We start from the raw sequence: 19,377 nt of genomic DNA, 5'->3' as shown, positions 1-19,377 counted from the left end.
GGCGCCCATCACTTTGGCCAGTGTTGTGGCGGGAATTGTTTGTGCATTGGCGCGATCTGCAAGTCAGCGCTCTGTGGCTTCGCGCACCACATGGCCAAGGGACGTTGCGATTTCGTCAATCGCACCCATCGCATCCACCCGTTGCAGCACCCCGTGATCGCCGTAATAGCCGATCAGCGGCGCAGTCTGGGCATGATAGGCGGCAAGGCGGGTGCCCACAGCCTCGACTGTGTCATCGGCGCGCCGCGTCATGTCCGTGCCGCCGCAGGTGTCGCAAATGCCGGATTTGGTGGGGATCTTGAACGTGTCGTGAAACCCCTCGCCACAGCCTGCACAGGTGTAGCGCCCAGAAATGCGCGCGACCATGGCACCGTCGTCCACTTCGAGGCTGACGGCCGCGTCGATGCGCTGGCCGCTTTCGCTTAGCATTGTGTCCAGCGCCTGGGCCTGCACGGTCGTGCGTGGAAAGCCATCGAGGATCACACCGCTTGCGCAGTCTGGCGCCGCGAGGCGGTCGCGCAGGATGTCGATCACGATCTGATCCGACACCAGCCCGCCCGACTTCATCACCGCATCTGCGGCCTTGCCCGCCTCGGTCCCTGCGGCGACGGCGGCACGCAACAGATCACCTGTGGACAGTTGCACATAGCCGAACCGCTCTTGCAGCATCCGGGCCTGGGTGCCCTTGCCCGCACCGGGCGGGCCAAGCAGGATCAGAACGAGCGCAGCGCTCGGGCGGCGGGCACCGTCCACCTTAGCTGCCCTTATTCATGCGGTTTTCGATCAGATCGTCCACCACCGACGGATCGGCGAGGGTCGAGGTATCGCCAAGCGCGCCAAAGTCATCCTCTGCAATCTTGCGCAGAATGCGGCGCATGATCTTGCCCGAGCGTGTCTTGGGCAGCCCAGGCGCCCATTGGATCAGGTCGGGCGAGGCGATGGGCCCGATTTCGCTGCGCACCCATGTCCGCAGCTCTTTGCGCAACTCTTCGGACGGTGCTTCGCCGTTCATCAGCGTGACATAGCAATAGATGCCTTGCCCTTTGATATCATGGGGATAGCCGACCACGGCGGCCTCGGCCACTTTGGAATGTGCCACCAGCGCGCTTTCCACTTCGGCTGTGCCCATCCGGTGGCCCGAGACGTTGATGACGTCATCTACGCGGCCCGTGATCCAGTAATCGCCATCCTCATCCCGGCGGCAGCCGTCGCCGGTGAAGTAGTAGCCTTTGTAGTCCGAAAAATACGTCTTTTCGAACCGTTCGTGATCGCCCCAGACGGTGCGCATCTGACCGGGCCAGCTGTCAGCTATGCAGAGCACGCCATCGACGCCATTGCCCTCGATCACATCGCCCGAGGTCGGTTCGAGCACGACCGGTTCCACCCCAAAGAACGGTTTCATCGCCGAGCCGGGCTTGGTCGCGTGGGCGCCGGGCAGGGGGGTCATCAGGTGACCGCCGGTTTCGGTCTGCCACCAGGTGTCGACAATGGGGCAGCGCCCGCCGCCGACCACCTCGTTATACCAGTTCCACGCTTCGGGGTTGATGGGTTCACCAACAGTCCCCAGCAGCTTTAGGCTGGACAGGTCCGCCTTGGCCACGGGGTCGTTGCCGTGGGCCATGAGTGCGCGGATCGCGGTGGGGGCTGTGTAAAACTGTGCCACCTTGTGTTTTTCGCAGACCTGCCAGAAGCGAGAGGCATCCGGGTAGGTCGGCACGCCCTCGAACATCAGGGTGGTCGCGCCGTTGGCCAGCGGCCCGTAGACGATGTAGCTGTGTCCGGTGACCCAACCCACATCAGCCGTGCACCAGTAAACGTCGCCGTCGTGGTAGTCGAAAGTGATTTCGTGCGTCAGCGCGGCATAGACGATATAGCCGCCGGTGGTGTGGACCACGCCCTTGGGCTGTCCGGTCGAGCCGGAGGTGTAGAGGATGAAGAGCGGGTCCTCGGCCCCCATCTCTTCTGGCGGGCAGTCGGCATCGACCTTTTCCGCCTCTTCATGCAGCCAGAAATCGAGACCGGAACGCCAGGCGATCTGCTGGCCGGTGCGTTTCACGACCAGGCACTTGGTGTCGTCGATCACGTTGATCAGCGCCTGGTTCACATTGTCCTTGAGGTTGGTCACACGGCCCCCGCGCGGCGCGCCATCAGCGGTGATCACGACCTTGGCGTCGCAGCCCGACACACGGGCGGCCAGTGCGTCCGGCGAGAACCCGGCGAACACGATGGAGTGGATCGCCCCGATCCGTGCGCAGGCCAGCATCGCATAAGCCGCCTCGGGGATCATGGGCATGTAGATGACAACGCGATCACCCTTGGAAACACCGAGGGATTTCAGCACGTTCGCCATCTTGCAGGTTTCGGCGTGCAGCTGTGTGTAGGTGATGTGCAACGCGTCATCTTCGGGGCTGTCGGGTTCCCAGATGATCGCCGTTTGGTCGCCGCGTGTGGCCAGGTGCCGGTCGATACAGTTGGCCGACACGTTCAGCGTGCCATCGCCATACCAGTTGATCGACACGTTGCCGAAATCATAGGAGACGTCCTTGACCGTGGTATAGGGCTTGATCCAGTCGATGCGCTGGCCGTGTTCGTTCCAGAACGCCTCCGGATCGCTGATCGAGGCCGCATACATGGCGTCATACTTGGCCGCGTCCACATGGGCGTTCGCGATCATTTCCGCGCTGGGAGCGTGGGTTTTGCTGTCGGACATGGCTGTTCCTCCGAATGGTCGTCAATCGTAATCGGAGGGCACGTGACAGATGGCCATCCTCCATGGCCACGCGGTCGCGTGCGGGTCCTCCTCCCTTGAGCGTGATCATACGCAAAGCTGAAAAGAAGGGAATAAAAGGCTGAATTGTCTGGGTTTTGGTGTAAAGCGATTTCCGCGCGTGTGAGATATTTGTAAATTGATGGTGTGGATCAGTAAATTTCCCCGTGATTCCGATGCCTTGAATGTCAATCGACTGGCCGCGCGTGTTTGACAGCCCGCCCCCGACACCCGGCGAACAATCGTGCGTGGTGAAGTGGGCGGTGTGACATATTGTGTCGCGCACTGTTTCCAGAGCGGGCGCGGCCAGAATCAAACATGCCTTGCCGCTCGGTGCCTCTCGCATATTCCGGCGCGTTTTCTATTCGGTTGTGCCCGACACCGGTCTTGTGGCGGTGAACTTGAATGTGCCACGACTGGCGCGGGGTGCCCGGCGCGCCCAACCATGACCCACAAGACATGCCCTCGCGCATGGACGCCGCCAAGGAGGCCGCCGCATGACACTCCCTACCGAAATGACTGCCTACGTCCTGCAAGGTCACGGCGATATGGACGCGCTGGCCTACCACACCGACTGGCCGATGCCCGTGGTCGGCGCCGACGACGTGTTGATCAAGGTGGGCGCGTGCGGTCTGAACAACACCGATGTGAACACGCGGGTCGGCTGGTATTCCAAGGCCGTGACGCAGGCCACGGATGGCGACGGATACACCGATGTCGGCGAAGAAGACCCGGCCTGGGGTGGTTCGCCCATCCATTTCCCGCGCATCCAGGGGGCGGACGCCGTGGGCACGGTGGTCGCCGTGGGCGCGAATGCCGCGGCCGATCTGGTCGGCAAACGTGTGATGGTGGATTGCTGGCTGCGCGATTGGGCGGACCCGCTGAACAAGGACAAGACCGGGTATTTCGGAAGTGAACGCGATGGCGGCTTTGCACAGTACACCACGGCCGACCACCGTAACGTGGCCGTGATCGACAGCCCGCTGAGCGATGCGGAACTGGCGACCTTCTCATGCTCCTATTCCACGGCCGAGGGCATGCTGAGCCGCGCCGATGTGGGCCCGGATGACGTTGTGCTGGTGACCGGCGCATCGGGAGGAGTTGGGTCGGCGCTGATCCAGTTGGCCAAACGGCGCGGTGCGGTGGTCGTGGGGCTGGCATCCGAGGCCAAGCATGCGGAGATGGCCGCATTGGGGGCTGATGCGCTGTTGCCGCGTGCGCCGGAAAACCTCGGCGCGGCGCTGAAGGCCGCAATCGGGCGCGACACCGTCACCGTGGTCGCCGACATCGTGGGCGGCCCCTATTTTGCGACAGTCATCGACGTGCTTGCACGGGGCGGGCGGTTTACCTGTTCGGGCGCGATTGCGGGCCCGATCGTCGATCTGGACCTGCGCACGCTTTATCTGCGCGATCTCACGTTCACCGGCTCGACCGTGCTGCCGCCGCATATCTTTGGCGATCTGGTCCGCTATATCGAGGCGGGCGAGGTCAAGCCGCTGCTGGCGGCGACATTTCCCCTGGCTGAACTGCGCGCCGCCCAACAGGCATTTATCGACAAGACCCATGTAGGCAATATCGTTGTCACGCCCTGATTGCAGTACGGATCGCGCATCGGTTGCAGGTAGGCAGGTGTCCTCCGCCTTCCTCTTGGCATATCGCTGCACCCGCGCTAGCTTCGCTCACAAGCGGGCCATCACGTCCCGCATCAAGGGAGAAACATCATGAACAAACTTGCAGTTGGCGCTGTTGTCGGCGCCATTTCGTGCACCTTTGCACTTGAGGCGGCCGCCACGGAATGGAATGTGTCCGTCTGGGGCAAGCGCCGCGCCTTTACCGAGCATGTCGAAAAGCTGGCCGAACTGGTCAGCGAAAAGACTGGCGGCGAATTCACCATGAACATCAGCTATGGTGGGCTGTCCAAGAACCGCGAGAACCTCGACGGTATCTCGATCGGCGCGTTCGAGATGGCGCAGTTCTGTGCCGGCTATCACCGCGACAAGAACCGCGTGATCACCGTGCTCGAACTGCCGTTCCTCGGGGTCGAGAACCTTGAACAGGAAGTGGCGGTGTCCGCAGCCGTTTACGCTCACCCCGCCGCCACCGAAGAGATGGCGCAGTGGAATGCCAAGCTGCTGATGACCAGCCCCATGCCGCAATACAACCTCGTCGGCACCGGTGATCCGCGCGCGACGCTGGCAGATTTTGAAGGCATGCGTGTGCGCGCCACTGGCGGCATCGGCAACGCGTTTTCCGCCGTGGGCGGTGTGCCCACATCCGTGACCGCGACCGAGGCCTATCAGGCCATGGAATCCGGCGTCGTGGACACGGTGGCCTTTGCCCAGCACGCGCATCTCAGCTTTGGCACGATCAACCAGGCCGACTGGTGGACCGCCAACCTGAACCCCGGCACGGTGAACTGCCCTGTCGTGGTGAACATCGACGCCTACGAGAGCCTGAGCGATGAGCACAAGGCGGCGCTGGACAGCTCGGTGCCCGAGGCTATCGATCACTACCTTGCCAACTACGCCGAGCTGCTTGAGCGCTGGGACAGCGTTCTGGAAGAAAAAGGTGTGACCAAGGTCGAGATCGACGCGAGCGTCATCGACGAATTCCGCGCCAAGGCCGCCGACCCGATCCGTGATCAATGGATCGCCGACATGGAAGGTCAGGGCCTGCCCGGTCAGGAACTCTATGATCTGGTTGCCAAAACGCTGGCTGACGCCAAGTCGGGCAGCTAATCCAAAGGGCAGGGCGGGGTGAACCCCGCCCTGTCGCGCCGCCAACAAGGCGCCGACGGGGAGAGCAGATATGGCCGGAACATCCACGGTACTGGAGGACTCGAGCCTGCTGAGTCGCCTTGATCGCGGCCTTGTCCCGATAGAGCGGGTCATGGCCCTGCTGAGCGGTCTGGCCGCCTTTTCCCTCATGTTTCTTGCGGCCTATTCCGTCACCGGGCGCGAGTTTTTCGAAAAACCGCTGCTTGGCTATGTCGATCTGATCGAGATGCTGATGCCCCTGATCGCGATCATGGGGGTCTCTTATGTCCAGCGGAATGGTGGCCACATCCGCATGGACATCATCATTGGTGCGATGAAGGGGCGGTTGCTGTGGTTTTTCGAACTGGTGTCGATCCTGCTGATCCTGGCGCTTATGATCGCGCTGGTCTGGGGATCCTGGGCGCATTTCGACCGCTCATTTGACTGCGCGCGCCCACTGTGTTCGCGTGACAGTTCCATCGATATCTCTTTGCCGATCTGGCCCAGCAAACTGATTGTGCCCGTCGCCTTTGCCGTTCTGTGCGCGCGCCTGGTTCTGCAGGCGGTTGGCTATGCGCGGGCCTTTTGGCTGAACCTGGACAGCCCCGTGGCCGTCCCCCTGATCCAGAGCGTGGCCGAACAGGCCCGCGCCGAGGCCGAAGCGCTGGAAGGGGCAGACTGATGGACCCGATTACGATTGGCCTGTGGACGACAGGCGGAATGCTGGTGCTTGTCTTTCTGGGCATGCGCGTCGCCTTTGCTGCGGGGCTTGCGGGCTTTGTCGGCCTTGTCTGGCTGCGCTGGAACGGGTTTGACTACGCCCCGGAACGCTTTGGAAAGGCGCTGGAAATCAGCGTCAAGATCGCGGGGCAAGTGCCCCATTCCAAGGTGTCCTCGCAGGCACTGTCGCTGATCCCGACCTTTATCCTGATCGGATACCTCGCTTACTATGCCAAGCTGACCACGGCCCTGTTCGAGGCGGCCAAGCGCTGGATCGCATGGGTGCCTGGAGGTCTGGCCGTGTCCACGGTGTTTGCGACGGCAGGTTTTGCCGCCGTTTCTGGCGCATCTGTGGCGACGGCGGCGGTGTTTGCCCGCATCGCGATCCCGGAAATGCTCAAGATCGGCTACAACAAGCAATTCGCGGCCGGGGTCGTGGCCGCCGGGGGCACGCTGGCATCGCTGATCCCACCCTCGGCGATCCTTGTGATCTACGCGATCATCGTGGAACAGGACGTAGGCAAGCTGCTGCTGGCCGGCTTCATTCCCGGTGCATTTTCCGCGCTGATCTATGGCGGCATGATCGTGGCGATTGCGCTGATCTGGAAAAACGTGGGCCCGCCGGTGTCGGGCTTTACCTGGAAAGAACGCCTTGTGTCGCTGCCGCCAGCATTGCCCATCGTGGCGGTGGTCGTGATCATCATCTTCTTTGTTTACAACCCGTTCGGCGACGCATGGGGCACGCCGACCGAGGGCGGCGCGGTGGGGGCGTTCATCGTGTTCCTCATGGCGCTCTACCGGGGCATGCGTTTCAAGGAACTGAAGGACGCACTGATCGAGACGGCCAAGCTGACGGTCATGATCTTTACCATCATCTGGGGCGTTCTGATTTATGTGCGTTTCCTTGGCTTTGCCGATCTGCCGGGTGCGTTTAGCGACTGGATCACCTCGCTGACCGTTTCGCCCATGCTGATCCTTGTGTGCATCCTGCTGGCCTATGCCGTGCTGGGCATGTTCATGGACGCGATCGGCATGCTGCTCTTGACCCTGCCCGTGGTCTATCCGGCGGTCATGGCGCTGAACGGGGGCGAGTTCGTCTCGGCTGCTGACAGCACCTTTGGCATGTCGGGCCCGATGTGCGCGATCTGGTTCGGGATATTGGTCGTTAAGATGGCCGAGTTCTGTCTGATCACCCCGCCCATCGGCCTCAACTGTTTCGTGGTGGCCGGTGTGCGTGATGATCTGACCGTGCAGGACGTGTTCAAGGGTGTGACCCCCTTCTTCATCGCCGATGCCTGCACCATCGCGGCCCTTGTGGCCTTTCCGGGCATTGTCCTTTGGTTGCCGTCGCTGGCGGGCTAGGGCGGTCCTTACCCCAGTTCCAGTGATGTCACGGCATAGATTTCCGATTGCGCCTGTTTGAACGGGCCGCGATACATCCGCGCCGTCCTGAACCCCGGTGTCAGGCCAAGGCGCGCGCAGAGGGCGGCGAGGGGGGCAGAGGTTTCGGGCACGTCAATACTGACTTCGCCGGGGTAGAGGGATGCAGCGTGGTGCATCAGCCGTTCTGCCGTATCAACGTCATGTGCAACAAGGGGGCCGATCTTGGCCCCGGTTCCGCACCTGCGCACCGTGCAAAAGCTGTGCGCGGCATCTGCACTATCAGCGATCAGCGTCGTGCGGGTGTCTGCCTGCTCCAGCCACGCCTCGAGGTAGGCTGGTTTGTGAATGCCGGATGCCTGCGCCTCTAGCGCGCTCAGGGCCTTGATATCATCGGTGTCGGCGAGGCGTATGTGTTCATCTGCTTTGGCCGAGATAAACCCGGTATAGCGTGTGGTTGCGCCTGCATGTTCGAACCCGGATGCGGCGTAGTTGGCCTGCTGTTCGGGCACGCCGTCCAGCCCGACTGTGCGTGTGCCTGCATGGGCCAGGGCGTGTTGCCACAGCCCATAGCCGATGCCGCGCCCGCGATAGGGCGGTCGCACGATGTAGAGGCCCAGAAACGCGAAACTGTCGCTGTGGTTGACCACAGAGATCGCCGCCTGCGGTGTCCCGTCATCGAGCGCGACAAAGAAGCCGGATGGATCGGCGGCAAAAAAGGCGGCCGCATCCTCCAGACCTGGGTTCCATCCTTCCTCGGCCGCCCAGTCCAGCACCTGTGCAAGGTCGGATTGCTGTGCGGTTCGGAACGCGATCATTTCTTCAACGCCTCGCGCAACGAGGCGGTGTCATTGGGCCGTTCGCGCAAATCCAGTTGCGAGACGAGGTCCAGAAGGTGCCCCTTCATCAACTCTTCAGCGGCGTCCCCGTCCTGTTCGCGAAACGCATCGAGCAGTGCGTGATGCGCATGGCTTTCACACAGCGCATTGCGCCGCCGCCAATAGAGCGCGATGACCAGGGAGGAGCGCGACACCAACTGGCGCACGAACCCTTCGATTGTGTCCTGATCGGCGATGCGCGCGATCTCGCAGTGAAATTCGCCCGACAGCTTCAGTGCTCGCCCGGCCTCGTCCTGGGCGAGGGCCGCGTGCTCGTTCTCGATATGCGCCTCGAGCAGGGCGATGTCGGCGGCCTGCGCGCGTTCAGCCGCAGCCCGCGCGGTTTGCGGTTCCAGCAGGGCGCGGGCCTCGAAAACCTCGCGCGCTTCCTTGAGGGACGGTTTGGCGACAAAGGCCCCACGATTGCGCTCGATCGAGACGAGCCCGCCATGTGCCATGGCGCGCAGGGCCTGACGGACCACCGTGCGGCTGACGCCAAAGATGTCGCCGACTTCATCCTCGCTCAGTTTCATGCCGGGTTGGACGCGGTGTTCATGCACCGCCTCGGTCAGATGCGAAACGATGTCTTCGGCCGTTGAAATGTGCATCTGGGCTGAGTCGTGCATGCCAAGTCTCCTGCCACGCTGATAGGCGCAACGGTTTGGGGAGGGCAAGATCAAGTACATGCGGCATCTGGATCGTATACAATATCTGCCCAGTTTTTGCACAATGGTCGATGTGTCTGCCCTGTCGGGGGCGTTTGATGCTGCGCCGATGCGGGTCGGTGGGAAAATGCTTCGGCCTGGCCCGCAGCCTTCGCAAGCTGGTGGAAGACCACGTGAGGGCACCATGAACGACGAGCTTGATCTGGAATTTGTCAGCCTGACAAAGCGCTACGGCACCACCGTGGCGGTGGATGCGATCAGCTATCATTTCGCGGCGGGCACCTATGCCTGCCTGTTGGGTCCGTCGGGGTGCGGCAAATCCTCGACCCTGCGCATGGTCGCCGGGCACGAGACGGTGTCAGACGGTGCCGTGCTGTTGGGCGGGCGCGATATCTCGCATCTGCCGCCGGCCAAACGTGGCACGGCAATGATGTTCCAGAACTATGCGTTGTTTCCCCACCTCAGTGTTGCCGACAACGTTGCGTTCAGCCTGAAGATGCAGGGTGTGGACGCCCGCCAGCGCACCAGCCGCGCAGGCGAGATGCTTGAGCTGGTCGACATGACCGGCTTTGCAGACCGCCTGCCTGCGCAATTGTCGGGGGGCCAGCAACAGCGCGTGGCATTGGCGCGCGCACTGATCACGGAGCCGCAGGTCTTGCTGCTGGACGAGCCGTTGTCCGCCCTTGATCCGTTCCTGCGCGTGCGGATGCGGGCCGAGTTGAAGCGGCTGCAGCGCGAGTTGGGCATCACGTTCATCCACGTCACCCACGGTCAGGACGAGGCGCTGGCGCTGGCGGACGAGATCGTCGTGATGAACAATGCCGGTATCGAGCAGGCGGGGCGGACACGCGATGTGTTCGAAGCCCCGAAGACGGCGTTTGTCGCGCAGTTCCTCGGCTCGCACAACGTCATCACCATGCCCGAGGGCAAGATCGCCGTACGCTCGGACGCCCTGCGCCTGCAAGCACCCGAGGGCGCGCGCCTGCCGGGCAAGATCATCAACATCGAATACCAGGGCACGCATGTCGCGCTGACCGCCGCGATTGCGGGGGATCAGGAAGTGACGGCGCTGCTGTCGGACGAGGATTTCTTCGGCAACCCGAAGGATCTGGGCGAGGCTGTCGGCCTCGACTGGGAGGCCCGGGCGGCACACGCCCTGACCGCATAATGCAAATCGAAAACACAGGGAAATCACATGACGACGATACCAAAGACACGCTATTCGCGCCGGTCCATGCTGAAGGCAGGTGGCGCGGCGGTTGCAGCCGCCGCGCTTCCGGCTCCAATGGTATGGGGACAGGCCATCAAGGATGTGACACTGCGCCAGTTTGGCACCGGGGTGTCCAACCTCAATGAAGTGGCCAACAAGGTCAAGGAGGACCTCGGGTTCACCCTTGAAATGACCGCGCTCGATTCCGACAGCGTGACGCAACGCGCCGCCACCCAGCCCGACAGCTTTGACATCGCAGACATCGAATACTGGATCTGCAAGAAGGTCTGGCCGACGGGCAACCTGCAGGCGATGGATACGTCCAAGATCGCCAATTACGACAAGATCGTCGGCACCTTCCGGTCAGGCAAGCTGACGCCTGACAGCGTGATTGCCCAAGGCACCGCGCCGCACACGGTTGGTTTCACCACCGGGCCGGATGGCAAGGAATTCGTGGCCGAGGAATCCGGTTGGATGACCCTGATCCCCACGATCTACAACGCCGATACGCTGGGCATCCGCCCCGACCTCATCGGGCGGCCTATCAGCAACTGGTCCGAATTGCTGAACCCCGAATTCAAGGGCAAGGCGTCGATCCTCGACATTTCCTCCATCGGGATCATGGATATGGCGATGGTCGTGGAGTCGATGGGCGAATACAAATACCCCGACAAGGGCAACATGACCAAGGAAGAGATCGACCTGACCCTCGGCATCTTCACTGAGGCCAAGAAAGCCGGTCAGTTCCGCGCCTTCTGGAAGTCATTTGACGAGAGCGTGAACCTTATGGCGAGCGGTGAGGTCGTGATCCAGTCGATGTGGTCGCCCGCCATCACGGCGGTGCGCAGCCAGGGCATCCCATGTGTCTACCAGCCGCTGAAAGAAGGCTATCGGTCCTGGGGCGGTGGCATCGGTCTGTCCAAATCGCTGTCGGGGATCGAACTGGATGCGGCCTATGAGTACATCAACTGGTATCTGAGCGGCTGGGTCGGCGGGTTCCTGATGCGTCAGGGCTATTACTCGGCCGTGCCCGAGACATCCAAGAACTTCATGTCCGAAGACGAATGGGGCTTCTGGTTCGAAGGCAAGGAAGCCCAGGGCGACATCACCAACCCGTTCGGCGATGTGATGGAGAAAGCGGGCGCAGTGCGCGACGGCGGGTCGTTCTACGACCGCATGGGAGCCGTGGCCTGCTGGAACGCTGTTATGGACGAAAACCAGTACATGGTGCGCAAGTGGAATGAGTTCATCGCCGCCTGAGCCATCGGCTGGGGGGACATTCCGTTCCCCCAGACCCCCTTTGAGAGTTTTCCTGGCAAAGTGAAGAGCAAGAACAGGTCATGACGATCTCTCGACATATCACGGGATGGCTGATGGCCGCGCCGCTGGCGCTGGTGCTGGCCCTGTTCCTGGTGCTGCCCATCGTGATGGTCGTGGTCGTCAGTTTCTGGGGGGCGACCGAATGGTCGATCTATCCTGCGTTTCAGTTCGACAATTACGCCTTTTTGCTAGGTTCTGAGGTGACTTACCGCGTGTTCTTCAACACGTTAAAATATGCCGCGATCACCTGGGCGTTCACCCTGATCATTGGCTTTACCGTGGCCTATTTCCTCGCCTTCCATGTGCGCAGCCTGACCTGGCAGATCGCGCTGTTCCTGCTGTGCACGATCCCGTTCTGGACCTCCAACATCATCCGCATGATCTCGTGGATTCCGTTCCTGGGGCGCAACGGGCTGGCCAATTCCGCCCTGATCTCGTGGGGTGTGATCGACGAGCCGCTGGAATGGCTTTTGTTCAGCGATTTCAGTGTCATTCTGGCCTTTGTTCACCTTTACACACTGTTCATGGTTGTCCCGATCTTCAACACGATGATGCGGATCGACAAATCGCTGATCGAGGCGGCGGCAGATGCTGGTGCGAGCGGATGGCAGACATTGTGGCATGTGATCGTGCCGCTCACCAAGCCGGGTATCATGATCGGCACGATCTTTGTGGTGGCGCTGGTGATGGGCGATTTCATCACGGTGCGGTTCATGTCGGGCAGCCAGTCGGCGAATGTGGGTCGCATGATCCAGAACGATATCGGGTTGCTGCAATACCCGTCGGCCTCGGCCACGGCTGTGATCCTGCTGATTACCGTGCTGATCTTGATCGGCACATTGCTGCGCTTTGTCGACATCCGGAAGGAGCTCTGAGGTGGAGCCGCGCCCCAAGTCGTTTTACATCCTCGCCGCCTTTTTCGTGCTGTTTCTGGCCTTTCTCTATGGCCCCACGCTGACCATCGCCATCCTGTCGTTTCAGGGCCCGAACGGGGGGCTGACATTCCCCATGCGCGGTGTGTCGCTGCACTGGTTTCGCGATCTTTTCGAACAACAGGCGGTGGGCGATATCTGGGGGTCGTTCAGGCGGTCCCTGGTGCTGGGTCTGATGGTGATGGTGAGTACGGTTGTGGTGTCGGTCATGGGTGGGTTGGCCTTTCGCAAGCGGTTTGCGGGATCGGGTGTGCTGTTCTACCTGATCATCACGTCGCTGGTGATCCCGTCCATTCTGATCTCTCTCGGGGTCGGGCTGATCTGGTCGCAATCGGGGCTGCCGGTGCATTGGTCCACGTCAGGATACGGGGCGCAACTGACCTGGACCTTGCCCTTTGGGTTGCTGATCATGTTTGCCGTCTTCAACCGGTTCGACCCAAGCTATGAAGAGGCCGCGCGCGACCTTGGCGCGACGCCCTGGCAGACCATAAGACACGTCGTTCTGCCCATCATTGCCCCTGCGCTGATCGGTGTTGCGCTATTCGGCTTTACCCTAAGCTATGACGAATTTGCGCGCACGTTGCTGACCTCGGGCAGCTACAACACTCTTCCGCTGGAAATCTTTGGCATGACCACCAATGTGACGACGCCGGTGCTGTTTGCGCTGGGAACGCTGACAACGGTGTTTTCCCTGCTGGTGATCGGAGTGTTTCTTCTGATCGCCTGGCTGGCCAATCGCAGACGCGCGCGCCAAGGCTCTGATGCCGGTCAGGGGCTGGTCTGACCCTGTGACGCACATCGTGATCATCAATCCGAACAGCACCGTGTCGATGACAACGGCCATGGTCGCCGTGGCACGCGCCGCCGCCCCCGATCTGGAGTTCGTTGGCTGGACCTCGCATCAGGGCCCGCCCGCGATCCAGGGGGCAGAGGATGGCGAGGCCGCAACGCCGCCGCTTCTGGATTTGGTCATGAAGGCGGCGGGCGAAGGGGCAGGGGGCATCGTCATCGGCTGCTTTGACGATACCGGTCTGGCCGAGGCCGCCCAACTGGCCGACTGTCCGGTCATTGGAATTGGTCAGGCCGCCTATCATTTTGCCGCACTCAGGCAGTGGCGGTTCAGCGTGGTTACGACCTTGCGCGTCTCGGTGCCGATCATCGAGGGCAACATCCGCTCTGTCGGGTTTGGCGCGCACCTGGGCAGGGTGCGTGCCTCTGATGCGGCGGTTCTGGAACTGGAAAGCGATCCGGTCGCGTCCACGCGCAAGATCGTTGGGCAGGCAGAGTGCGCCGCACAGGACGACGGGATCGACGCGATCATCCTTGGATGTGCTGGCATGGTGCAGGTCAGCGAAGCGGTGCGCGAGCGCGTCAATGTCGAGGTGATCGACCCTGTTGTGTGCGCGGCCCGATGCTTTACCTGGCTGAACGGTGCGCTGGCCTGAGCATGCGCACCCTGGCTCATCTGGTGAGGACAATGCGCGAGGGCATGTGCACCGAGCGGCTGTAATACAGGCCGAACAGCGTTCCGTCCTTGGAATCCCGCAGCGAAATCGACGCAAGATCACCCGGCAGCAACAGTACGTCGTCGTGGATACGGCCCCAGACATAGCGCATGCCCGGTTCGGACAGCAGCACGTTGGACCCCCAAGAGTGGAACACTTTGACCCGATCCGCTTCGGCCTCGACGATGGCGAAATAGCTGTCGAGCGTCCCTTCCCACTGGCCGCGCCAGACGCCTGTGAATGGGGACAGGGCCGGGTCATCCGTGCTGAGCGGCTCGACCCATTCGGGCAGGGGTGCGGGTTGGAGTGTGCCTGTCGGATCGACATCCACGATGCGGATGTCATCGGCGCTTTGTGGCAGCTCAGCCTCCGTGTCCGTCCCGGTCGACGTCTGCGCAACAGCGCCGTTCATCAGCAAAACCATCAGGCCTATCGTGGGTAGGATGCGGCGTTTCATGGTCTCATGTTCCTTTTCGGGCCATGTCAAAGGCGTTCAACCCGCCCGGCGATCGTGTTGGGCTGTTCGAGCAGGTTCATGACAGGGCAGTTGCGGCGCACGGTGTCGTTCAGCACATCAAGGTCTTCGGTATCCGCCGCGACATGGGCGGTGTAGCTGATGTTGCTGGGGGCGGCGGGGATGTTCTTGTGATCCGGATGCCCTGCGCGCAGATCAATGTCGGCGGTGACTTCGACCACCACGCCGTCCAGCGCAATTTCGAGCATGGCGGCCTGCACGATGTAGGTGTGCACGATGCAACTGGCCAGCACGCCCAGCTGAAGCTCGGGTGACGTGGGCCCCAGATCGTGACCGGCAAAGTTGAAGGGGCTGTCGCTGAGGACCTGGAAATCCCTGATCCGTATCCGGCGCACGCCGCTTGCGCCTGCCGCTTCGGCATGGGCGATCAGTTGAACGGGCGTGAAACTGTCGGCGGCATTGATGGCCGCGTGCCTGGCCGCAATCGCGTGCCGCTTGGTTGTCACATAGTCTTTCAGACCAGACATCTGAGCCCCTTCTGCGTTCAATGGGATGGTGGCGCCAGCGTCCAGATCAATGCGGTGTTGCCGCGGTGCTCGACCCATGTGCGATCCGGCTGTTCATCTGTGTGTATGTCGGACCCGCGCAGCACGCGCAGTTGGAATTTGGACCCATCCGGTTTGCCCAGCCTCTGCCATTCTTCGAACGCGGCCACAAAGGCATCGCGGTATCCGGCGTCGCCGAACCATGCCAGCCGCCCCTGGTTCCACACGGCACCGTTGGTCCAGTCGGGGGCAAGCAAGGCGATACCAAGGGCTGCGGGATCACCAAAGATGCCCGCCCTGAGGCTGGTCCCGCTTGCAGGCGCGCGCAGGCCCAGCAACGCAAAATGGGGCCGTGTCTTGGACAGGAACGTGCTGAAGGACAGCGTGCCGGGCGGGCCCTTGGGAATGTCCAGCAGTTCGGACTGTCCGGTGTTGATCCGGTCCAGCAGGGGTTGGTCGGCTGGCGTGATGCCGTTGTCGGTCTCGGTATTGCCGGTCATATGGACGAATTTGCACAGGCGCGACCCTTCGGAGCGAAACCCCGCGCCATCCTTCACCAGAAACTGCGCCTCTTCCGACAATCCCTTGTTGCGCAGTGGCATGACCAGTCGCCCGCCATCCTTGCAGACATCGAACAGGAATTCGGGAAAGCTGAACGTGGATGTGGTCAGGATCACACGGTCAAAGCGGCCCAGTGATTGCGCGACGGTATTCGCATCGGCATGCACGACCTCGACCTGTTTCAGGCCTGCGCTATCAAGGTGCTCGCGGGCTTGTCGGGCGAGATCGGCAATAATCTCGATCCCGACCACGCGGGCGGCATCCCCGGCCAGATGTGCCGCAATGGCCAGCAGCCAGCCCGTGCCGCATCCAACCTCAAGAACGGATTGACCCGGCTGAATGTCCAGAGCAGACAGAAGATGCAGGATAAAGGCCGGTTCCGAACTGGAGGCCGGCAGCGTCTGCCGTTTCGCGCCCACATACATCAGCGGCTGGTTGGTGTAGATCAGGGACAGCGCATCCGGGTCAGTACGCGACCGGGGGTTAGAGATCGGATCATCGTGGACCATGCGGAACTGATCGACGAACGCGTGTCTGGGATATTTCACAAACGCATCCCGCATCGCTTGGGTCACGGGAATGGGCGGGCCGACGATGGGCGTGTAGTCGATCACCTGTTGAAGCAGCGCGTTGATCGCGGTGGTTGGGTCAGACTGGGTCAAGTTCTCCGTCACCGGGTGTGGCCTCCCATGAGTATGGTGTTGATGGCAGTCGCGTCGGTGCCATGGATCGACAGCAACTGGTCGATCATGTCGTCGTGGTGCCCGCCCCAGATCAGCGCGCCAAAGCCGTTGGCATCCGCCAGCAGGCACATGTTCTGGGCGGCGAGCCCGGCTTCCAACAGGGCAAACCGGTATCCGCGCTGCTGATACTTTCGCGTTGCACGCTCGAGGTTCATCGTCTGGATGACAACGAATGCGGGGTCGATTTCGTCGTCAGCACTCAGGCCAAGTGCCTTGCGGCAGGTCGCAGGGTCGAGGCCGGTGCGCACGGGCATCAGGGCGCATCGCTTGGGGCAGCAATACGCAACAAATGCAGTCTGTATCGGCCCATCGACGCGCAGGCCGATAAGGTAGTGATCAACGCTGTATATGCCACCCGCAGACGCGTAGGGGCGGTGCGCGGAGCCTTCCTTTGCGCAGGTCGCCGCAACCATGACATCCTTGACCCTTTCAAAAGACGCAGGTGCGGATGCAAACTGTCTGTGGCTTTTGCGCGCGGTAAGCAGCTGGGCCAGATCGGCGGACTGTGCCGTGTCGCCTGTCTGCCAGGCCGATCCAAAACGGTCCCGGTGTTCGTCCAGCAAGCGCGCACGCGCCTTTTCGTTGGTGTTGAAATACGCAACGCGGCGACCCCAGGCGCGGCGCGCATCGGGATAAAGCCGCGTCATTTCATGGAAGTCATCCACGGCCGTCAGCGCATGGTCGCGCCTGTCTATGTGGTCATCCAGCATCATGCGAAGGGTTGCACTTGGCGGTTGATTGGCGTGTCGCGGGGCAGGCCGAGATGGGTCGCGACCTGCGCGATGCGCCGACGATCATCCGCGATGACGCGCGCGCCGCAGGTCAGGGGCTGGGACATGGGCACCAGCGATTTCACGACGTGAAAGCCCAGCGATCTGACATCAGGCGGTGTGATGTCGACGAAGTACGCGGGACGGCCCTGTGCGGCCAGCCCGTAGATGAGGCGTGCGACGTCCTGCTCGTAGTCTGGCGCAGCGGTGGATGGCGCTGTGATGTCGACGCCCACGTCCTCGGATCGGTCCGCAAAGAACCACGCCGCATCCGCCGCAGGACCGGGTTGGCTGTAGTAGTGGCCGTGATCGAGGAAGTCGGACAAATCCTCTGCCGCCACGGTCGCATTGCCCTGTCTGCGCCAGTGCAACATGCCTTGCAGGATGTGATACCCTTCCTCAATGGCCTTGCGGGCGGCTGTGGCCTTGTCTGGATGTGCGCTGGCCCCCAACGCGAAACCGAATGCGCCGCCCGTGAATTCCGTCCCCTCCACACACAGCCGGGCCAGGACGACATGTGCCAGATCATCGACCGCAATATCGAAGAGATCGACCAGGATGCCGCTCGCCGCAGTGGCATCCCCATAGAACTGATTGATGTCCGATTGGGCGGCGATCCGACTGGGAGAGGCGCCAAGCAGCCAGCGGCTGCTGAATGCATCCCGCTCGATGACTTCTAAAAGACCGGAGCGTTGCGCCTGCGCAAGTGATGTGCCCGCACCAAGGCCGGTTGAGGCGCGTTGAATGAACTCTTCCGCACGTTCCGTGCCACCCAGGCGCAACCAGGCCAGAACCGATGCAATCAGACGCGGTGGGCCGCCACCATAGCGTCGTGCCTCGGTCCAGCGGATCGCGGCATCGGGATCAAAGCGCACGTATTGAGACGCCTTGCCATAAGGTGCATCGGCAAAGCTGATCCAATCACGCGGATCAAGCGCGCTGTCCCCGAGATTGTTGAAAGACGCGCAAACAGACCGCTCAGCCGGAAAGCGGTAGGCGGCGTAGCGTTCCAGACCCTCGCCAATCAGCGCCCATCGTGCTGCTGCATCATCGCGGCTGCATCCCGACACAACGACCTTGTCCATCTTTTCGCGCTGCAACCCGTCTTCGGTCTGCGCGTAGGGGGCTGCGAGCGCACCGCGATAGGTCTGGATCATGGGGCCACCGGGCAGGGGCGGAACGTGGTCGATCGAGGTAATCAGCCCGCACCGCGCATCCACGAGGGCGGCGGCGATGTCGCCGCTGGTCAAATCGCGCATGACATCGCACCGCGCGCTCTGCGTCCGCAGGCGGGGCAGCCGGGCACTTTCAGCACGGAATGGGTGCTGAAGGACGCGGTTGCCGGATGAAACACAGTCTGGCTGTTGATCAGGTGCGCGTGGTCCGATGTCCGGTGGATCGAGAGGAGCATGGCGATGCTCAATTCCCGGACTATGCCCGACAGGCATGGCGCCTGTTGTGGCGATCTGACCTCGCTCCATTCGGTTCGGGAGAAGTCGGTGTTTTGCTGGGCGGCTTCCAAACGATGCTCGACACATTCGTAACAAGCCGATTGCCAGGGCAGGAGGAAGGGGCCGAATTCGACCACCCCCCGGATGGACGTTACAAAGAGGGTGGGCGTGTCCGACAGCAGCGCGGCACGGTTTTCGGCGTGGAGAAAGTCGCGGTCATACGGAAGAGACATGGCCAGGGTCAGGTCGGCCCTATCGTGCCCGACGCAAGCATAGCCGTTTGCTTCCAGCGCTTCGGCCAGTCCGGCAACAGGTTGGTGCGCCGTGAGGCATATCAGCGGTTTGGCATTTGCCTTGTCGAACTTTGGTGTCGCGGCATCCGCAGCGGGCGCGACGGAAACCAAACCTTCCTCCATCAGACGGTCCAGCACTTCATTCACGGCCTCATCCTGCAACGGATTACCCTGAATGCGCGCAATGTCCTGACCCGTCACCAGATGCTCGATGACAGACACGACCTGCGCATCGCAGCGATCCAAGTGGATCGCCTTTTTATCCTTGCGAAACAGGAAGCTGTGGCCAGCAGCAGACCTTTGGACCTCCACCTGGGCGTCCAGCATGATGTATGACATTGGAGCCTCGCGAACACGGGATCACAGATCCGGCCCCCGACACGCAGGGGCCGGACCGGGCAGGCAC

Annotated in this window: 19 protein-coding genes; 9 read left to right on the top strand and 10 right to left on the bottom strand. The window is 62.0% G+C overall.

The window, feature by feature from the left end; genetic code table 11:
- Positions 1-63: 63 nt before the first annotated feature.
- Positions 64-753, bottom strand: a complete 690-nt coding sequence (locus ACMHLQ_RS04135; protein WP_415403509.1) for an adenylate kinase — start codon at positions 751-753, stop codon at positions 64-66.
- Between the two features lies 1 nt (position 754).
- On the bottom strand, positions 755-2,710 hold the full coding sequence (gene acs, locus ACMHLQ_RS04130; RefSeq protein WP_415403508.1) for an acetate--CoA ligase: 1,956 nt from the start codon (positions 2,708-2,710) through the stop codon (positions 755-757).
- Between the two features lie 554 nt (positions 2,711-3,264).
- On the opposite strand from acs, the gene ACMHLQ_RS04125 reads away from it, so the two are divergent.
- From ACMHLQ_RS04125 to ACMHLQ_RS04110, 4 genes are all read left to right on the top strand, one after another.
- A complete protein-coding gene (locus tag ACMHLQ_RS04125; protein ID WP_415403507.1) occupies positions 3,265-4,359 on the top strand; it encodes a zinc-binding dehydrogenase in 1,095 nt (364 codons plus the stop codon).
- A 129-nt stretch (positions 4,360-4,488) separates the two neighbouring features.
- A complete protein-coding gene (locus ACMHLQ_RS04120; RefSeq protein WP_415403505.1) occupies positions 4,489-5,505 on the top strand; it encodes a C4-dicarboxylate TRAP transporter substrate-binding protein in 1,017 nt (338 codons plus the stop codon).
- Positions 5,506-5,575: 70 nt separating this feature from the next.
- A complete protein-coding gene (locus ACMHLQ_RS04115) occupies positions 5,576-6,205 on the top strand; it encodes a TRAP transporter small permease subunit (RefSeq protein ID WP_415403504.1) in 630 nt (209 codons plus the stop codon).
- Positions 6,205-7,605, top strand: coding sequence for a TRAP transporter large permease (locus ACMHLQ_RS04110; protein WP_415403503.1), 1,401 nt, complete (start codon positions 6,205-6,207; stop codon positions 7,603-7,605). Before ACMHLQ_RS04115 ends, ACMHLQ_RS04110 begins: the two co-directional genes overlap by 1 nt.
- Before the next feature lie 8 nt (positions 7,606-7,613).
- Here the strand turns inward: ACMHLQ_RS04110 and ACMHLQ_RS04105 are convergent, their stop codons facing one another.
- Positions 7,614-8,441 carry a GNAT family N-acetyltransferase gene (locus ACMHLQ_RS04105; RefSeq protein WP_415403502.1) on the bottom strand — a complete coding sequence of 276 codons (828 nt, stop codon included), beginning with the start codon at positions 8,439-8,441 and terminating at the stop codon, positions 7,614-7,616.
- Positions 8,438-9,127: a GntR family transcriptional regulator gene (locus tag ACMHLQ_RS04100; protein WP_415403501.1), complete on the bottom strand. Its 690-nt coding sequence runs from the start codon at positions 9,125-9,127 to the stop codon at positions 8,438-8,440. The genes ACMHLQ_RS04105 and ACMHLQ_RS04100 overlap by 4 nt, the downstream gene beginning before the upstream one ends.
- Before the next feature lie 223 nt (positions 9,128-9,350).
- Here ACMHLQ_RS04100 and ACMHLQ_RS04095 point away from each other — a divergent pair, with 223 nt between their 5' ends.
- The 5 genes from ACMHLQ_RS04095 (at position 9,351) to ACMHLQ_RS04075 (ending at position 14,073) form a co-directional block, all read left to right on the top strand.
- Positions 9,351-10,334, top strand: a complete 984-nt coding sequence (locus tag ACMHLQ_RS04095) for an ABC transporter ATP-binding protein (protein ID WP_415403499.1) — start codon at positions 9,351-9,353, stop codon at positions 10,332-10,334.
- A 36-nt stretch (positions 10,335-10,370) separates the two neighbouring features.
- Positions 10,371-11,636 (top strand): ABC transporter substrate-binding protein, encoded by a 1,266-nt coding sequence (locus ACMHLQ_RS04090; RefSeq protein WP_415405353.1) that lies wholly within the window; start codon positions 10,371-10,373, stop codon positions 11,634-11,636.
- Between the two features lie 80 nt (positions 11,637-11,716).
- Complete coding sequence (locus ACMHLQ_RS04085) at positions 11,717-12,571, top strand: ABC transporter permease (protein WP_415403498.1); 855 nt, start codon at positions 11,717-11,719, stop codon at positions 12,569-12,571.
- Between the two features lies 1 nt (position 12,572).
- Entirely contained in the window at positions 12,573-13,412 is an 840-nt protein-coding gene (locus ACMHLQ_RS04080; protein ID WP_415403497.1) for an ABC transporter permease, read from the top strand.
- 4 nt (positions 13,413-13,416) lie between these two features.
- Positions 13,417-14,073 (top strand): aspartate/glutamate racemase family protein, encoded by a 657-nt coding sequence (locus ACMHLQ_RS04075; RefSeq protein ID WP_415403495.1) that lies wholly within the window; start codon positions 13,417-13,419, stop codon positions 14,071-14,073.
- A gap of 16 nt (positions 14,074-14,089) precedes the next feature.
- Here the strand turns inward: ACMHLQ_RS04075 and ACMHLQ_RS04070 are convergent, their stop codons facing one another.
- Genes ACMHLQ_RS04070 through ACMHLQ_RS04045 form a run of 6 tightly spaced genes read right to left on the bottom strand, consistent with a single transcriptional unit; the run spans position 14,090 to position 19,298 of the window.
- Positions 14,090-14,590 carry a hypothetical protein gene (locus ACMHLQ_RS04070; RefSeq protein ID WP_415403494.1) on the bottom strand — a complete coding sequence of 167 codons (501 nt, stop codon included), beginning with the start codon at positions 14,588-14,590 and terminating at the stop codon, positions 14,090-14,092.
- A gap of 26 nt (positions 14,591-14,616) precedes the next feature.
- Positions 14,617-15,135 carry an OsmC family protein gene (locus ACMHLQ_RS04065; RefSeq protein WP_415403493.1) on the bottom strand — a complete coding sequence of 173 codons (519 nt, stop codon included), beginning with the start codon at positions 15,133-15,135 and terminating at the stop codon, positions 14,617-14,619.
- 17 nt (positions 15,136-15,152) lie between these two features.
- Positions 15,153-16,376 (bottom strand): protein-L-isoaspartate O-methyltransferase family protein, encoded by a 1,224-nt coding sequence (locus tag ACMHLQ_RS04060; RefSeq protein WP_415403492.1) that lies wholly within the window; start codon positions 16,374-16,376, stop codon positions 15,153-15,155.
- A gap of 8 nt (positions 16,377-16,384) precedes the next feature.
- Positions 16,385-17,167 carry a SagB/ThcOx family dehydrogenase gene (locus tag ACMHLQ_RS04055; protein WP_415403491.1) on the bottom strand — a complete coding sequence of 261 codons (783 nt, stop codon included), beginning with the start codon at positions 17,165-17,167 and terminating at the stop codon, positions 16,385-16,387.
- A complete protein-coding gene (locus ACMHLQ_RS04050; protein WP_415403490.1) occupies positions 17,167-18,486 on the bottom strand; it encodes a YcaO-like family protein in 1,320 nt (439 codons plus the stop codon). Before ACMHLQ_RS04050 ends, ACMHLQ_RS04055 begins: the two co-directional genes overlap by 1 nt.
- Positions 18,474-19,298 carry a TOMM precursor leader peptide-binding protein gene (locus ACMHLQ_RS04045; protein WP_415403489.1) on the bottom strand — a complete coding sequence of 275 codons (825 nt, stop codon included), beginning with the start codon at positions 19,296-19,298 and terminating at the stop codon, positions 18,474-18,476. The genes ACMHLQ_RS04050 and ACMHLQ_RS04045 overlap by 13 nt, the downstream gene beginning before the upstream one ends.
- Positions 19,299-19,377 lie beyond the last annotated feature (79 nt).

Source organism: Tateyamaria algicola (assembly GCF_047715485.1).
Lineage (GTDB): Bacteria > Pseudomonadota > Alphaproteobacteria > Rhodobacterales > Rhodobacteraceae > Tateyamaria.
The sequence above is the reverse complement of the archived record's forward strand: the minus strand, read 5'-3'. Positions and strand labels throughout refer to the sequence as shown.

Bases quoted from the DNA above. Each gene is read 5' to 3' on its own strand.
- acs (WP_415403508.1), bottom strand. From the start codon at position 2,710: ATGTCCGACAGCAAAACCCACGCTCCCAGCGCGGAAATGATCGCGAAC.
- ACMHLQ_RS04125 (WP_415403507.1), top strand. From the start codon at position 3,265: ATGACACTCCCTACCGAAATGACTGCCTACGTCCTGCAAGGTCACGGC.
- ACMHLQ_RS04120 (WP_415403505.1), top strand. From the start codon at position 4,489: ATGAACAAACTTGCAGTTGGCGCTGTTGTCGGCGCCATTTCGTGCACC.
- ACMHLQ_RS04115 (WP_415403504.1), top strand. From the start codon at position 5,576: ATGGCCGGAACATCCACGGTACTGGAGGACTCGAGCCTGCTGAGTCGC.
- ACMHLQ_RS04110 (WP_415403503.1), top strand. From the start codon at position 6,205: ATGGACCCGATTACGATTGGCCTGTGGACGACAGGCGGAATGCTGGTG.
- ACMHLQ_RS04105 (WP_415403502.1), bottom strand. From the start codon at position 8,441: ATGATCGCGTTCCGAACCGCACAGCAATCCGACCTTGCACAGGTGCTG.
- ACMHLQ_RS04100 (WP_415403501.1), bottom strand. From the start codon at position 9,127: ATGCACGACTCAGCCCAGATGCACATTTCAACGGCCGAAGACATCGTT.
- ACMHLQ_RS04095 (WP_415403499.1), top strand. From the start codon at position 9,351: ATGAACGACGAGCTTGATCTGGAATTTGTCAGCCTGACAAAGCGCTAC.
- ACMHLQ_RS04085 (WP_415403498.1), top strand. From the start codon at position 11,717: ATGACGATCTCTCGACATATCACGGGATGGCTGATGGCCGCGCCGCTG.
- ACMHLQ_RS04070 (WP_415403494.1), bottom strand. From the start codon at position 14,590: ATGAAACGCCGCATCCTACCCACGATAGGCCTGATGGTTTTGCTGATG.
- ACMHLQ_RS04065 (WP_415403493.1), bottom strand. From the start codon at position 15,135: ATGTCTGGTCTGAAAGACTATGTGACAACCAAGCGGCACGCGATTGCG.
- ACMHLQ_RS04055 (WP_415403491.1), bottom strand. From the start codon at position 17,167: ATGCTGGATGACCACATAGACAGGCGCGACCATGCGCTGACGGCCGTG.
- ACMHLQ_RS04050 (WP_415403490.1), bottom strand. From the start codon at position 18,486: ATGCGCGATTTGACCAGCGGCGACATCGCCGCCGCCCTCGTGGATGCG.
- ACMHLQ_RS04045 (WP_415403489.1), bottom strand. From the start codon at position 19,298: ATGCTGGACGCCCAGGTGGAGGTCCAAAGGTCTGCTGCTGGCCACAGC.